Origin of the sequence: Streptomyces sp. NPDC059169 (genome assembly GCF_042755225.1) — a bacterium.
Lineage (GTDB): Bacteria > Actinomycetota > Actinomycetes > Streptomycetales > Streptomycetaceae > Streptomyces.
In genome coordinates this window covers 1-3,082 of the sequence record NZ_JBHZCF010000048.1, presented here as the reverse complement: position 1 = coordinate 3,082, position 3,082 = coordinate 1, and the positions used below count along the sequence as shown (strand labels likewise).

2 protein-coding genes are annotated in these 3,082 nt (G+C 70.2%); both read right to left on the bottom strand.

All coding sequences use genetic code 11. From position 1 onward, the window contains the following. Positions 1-2,039 (bottom strand): type I polyketide synthase (locus ACFXOM_RS35510; protein ID WP_385041620.1); only part of this gene is annotated, 2,039 nt, incomplete at its 3' end. 69 nt (positions 2,040-2,108) lie between these two features. Next, the coding region (locus tag ACFXOM_RS35505) for a KR domain-containing protein (protein ID WP_384949362.1) at positions 2,109-3,082 on the bottom strand (974 nt) is incomplete at its 5' end.

Below are 3,082 nucleotides of genomic sequence, written 5' to 3'. Positions count from 1 at the left end.
CGCCCACGAGCCGCCACCAAACGACACGCATCCTCCAACGACAACACACCCGCCACATGCGCCGCCACCAACTCACCCACCGAATGACCCACCACGTACTTGGGCTTGAGGCCCCAGGACTCGACGAGCCGGTAGAGGGCCACTTCCACGGCGAAGAGCGCGGGCTGGGTGAAGACCGTCCGGTGGAGGTCCTCGGAGTCCTCGCCGAAGACGACGTCTTGCAGGGGACGCTCCAGCTGGGTGTCGAGGTGTGCGCACGCCTCGTCGAATGCCGCGGCGAAGGTCGGGAACGCGGCATACAACTCTCGTCCCATTGAGGCGCTTTGGGCGCCCTGGCCGGTAAAGAGGAAGGCGGTGGCGCCACGCGTCGTGCGGCCGCACACCACGTCAGCGTTCGGTCCGTTGGCGCCCGTGGTCGCTAGGTGCTCCAGGCCGCCGATGGCCGTGGCCCGGTCCTCGGCGAGTACCACGGCGCGGTGTTCGAACGCGGTCCTTGTGGTGGTCAGGGAGTAGCCGACGTCGGTCAGGTCGAGCTCCTCCTGCTTGACCCGCGTCAGCAGTCGCGCCGCTTGAGCGCGAAGGGCCTCCGCGCTGCGGGCGGACACCACCCAGGGGACGAGGGGCAGGGCACGGGTGGGCACACCGTCCGTCGTCGGGGCCTGGGTGGTGTCGGAAGCAGGGGCTTCCTCCAGGATGGCGTGTGCGTTGGTGCCGCTGATGCCGAACGAGGAGACTCCGGCGCGTCGCGGGCGCCCGTCCGGCTGCCAGGGCCTCGCCTCGGTCAGTACCTCGACCTCGCCCGCTGTCCAGTCGATGTGGCGGGACGGCTTCGAGACGTGCAGGGTCTTGGGGAGCGTCCCGTGGTGCATGGCCATGACCATCTTGATGACGCTGCCGACGCCGGCGGCCGACTGGCTGTGGCCGATGTTGGATTTGAGCGAGCCGAGGCGCAGCGGGCCGTGATCCGCGCGGTCCTTGCCGTAGGTGGCGAGCAACGCCTGCGCCTCGATGGGGTCACCCAGCGACGTTCCCGTGCCGTGGGCGTCGACGGCGTCGACATCGCTCGGCGCGAGCCCCGCCCGCGACAGGGCCGATCGGATCACCCGCTGCTGGGAGGGGCCGTTGGGGGCGGTCAGACCATTGGAGGCGCCGTCGGAGTTGATGGCAGTGCTCCGGACGACGGCAAGCACCGGGTGACCGTTCTTCTGGGCGTCGGAGAGTCGCTCGACGAGCAGCATGCCGGCGCCCTCCGACCAGCCGGTGCCGTCGGCGTCGTCGGAGAACGGCTTGCAGCGACCGTCGGCAGCCAGGCCGCGCTGCCGACTGAACTCGAAGAACATCGCCGGGGTGCACATCACGGCGACCCCGCCGGCCAGCGCCAGATCACATTCGCCGCGGCGCAGCGCGTGGCACGCCCAGTGCAGGGCGACCAGTGAGGAGGAGCAGGCCGTGTCGACGGTGACGGCGGGTCCTTCGAGGCCGAGGGTGTAGGCGATCCGGCCGGAGGCCACGGAGGTGGCGTTTCCGGCGAGGAGCAGGCCTTGTACGCCTTCGGGAAGTTCGGCCACACCGACGCCGTACCCGGAGGTGGCGGCTCCGACGAACACTCCTCCGTTGGAGCCGCGCACCGACGCGGGGTCGATACCCGCGCGTTCGAAGGCCTCCCAGGCCACCTCGAGCAGCAACCGCTGCTGCGGGTCGGTGGCCAGTGCCTCCCGGGGGCTCATCCCGAAGAACGCTGGGTCGAAGTACCCCGCGTCGTGGAGGAAGCCGCCTTCGCGCACGTAGATCGAGCCCGGCTTGTCCGGGTCCGGGTCAAAGGCGGCGTCGACGTCCCAGCCCCGGTCGACCGGGAATTCGGAGACGGCGTCTCCACCTTCCGCGACCAGCTGCCACAGGTCTTCCGGAGTGCGCACGCTGCCGGGGTAGCGGCAGCTCATCGCGACGATGGCGATGGGCTCCTGGTCTCTGCCCTCGGCTTCGCGAAGCTGGCGACGGGTCTGCCGAAGCTCGGTCGTCACCCGCTTCAGGTACTCCATGTACTTCTCGTCGTCAGCAGCCACCAACGTCACATCCTCGAACAGAGCCGAGCGGTTCCCCGCGTCCGGTCACGACGTTCCTAGTTCCTTGTCGATGAGGTCGAACAGCTCGCCGGCGGTCGATGCCGATGCCAGCTCACCGTCGTCCTCATCGGATTCCGCGTACGGACCCCCGCCTTGGTCCTGCCTGCCGTCGCCCTGCCAGTGGGCGGCCAGCGCCCGCAGCCGGGTGGCGATCTCGGCCCGTTCCTCGTCTCCGACGCTGGCCCCGGCCAGAGCCGCCTCCAGCCGGGTGAGCTCGCCGAGGATCGGCTGCGCACCCGGAATCTCGGGCAGGTCGATCTCGTCCAGCACATGGCGGACCAGGACGAGCGGTGTCGGGTAGTCGAAGACGAGGGTGGCGGGCAGCCTGAGCTGCGTCGCCGCGTTGAGGTGGTTGCGGAGTTCCACCGCCGTCAGCGAGTCGAAGCCGAGCTCCTTGAAGGCCTGGTCGGGTTCGATGTCTTCGGCGGATCCGTGTCCGAGAACGAGGGCCACCTGGGTACAGACCAGGTCGAGCAGGTACGGTTCGCGGTCCGCCGGAGGCAGTGCGGTCAGTCGGGCCGCGAGATCCTGTGCTGCTTCTGTTCCCTTCGCCGCGGCGGCGATCGCGGTCTGGCGGCGCCCGGGTTTCCGGACCAGACCCCGCAGCAGCGGCGGTACGGCCTCGGGGTGGGCGCGCAGGGGGCCCGTGTCGAGGTTCATCGGCAGCAGCAGGGGTCGGGCCAGGTCTCGCGTGGTGTCGAGCAGGCCGAGACCCTGTTCCGGGGTGAGTGCGAGCATGCCGCCGCGTGCCATGCGCTGCAGATCGGCTTCGCCGAGCTCGCCCGTCATGCCGACGCCGGGAGCCCAGGCGCCCCAGGCCAGCGACTGTGCGGGAAGCCCCACTGCACCACGCCGGCAGGCCAGCGCGTCCAGGAAGGCGTTCGCGGCCGCGTAGCTGGCCTGCCCGGCACTTCCGAATGTGCCGGCGACGGAGGAGAAGACGACGAATGCGGCGAGGT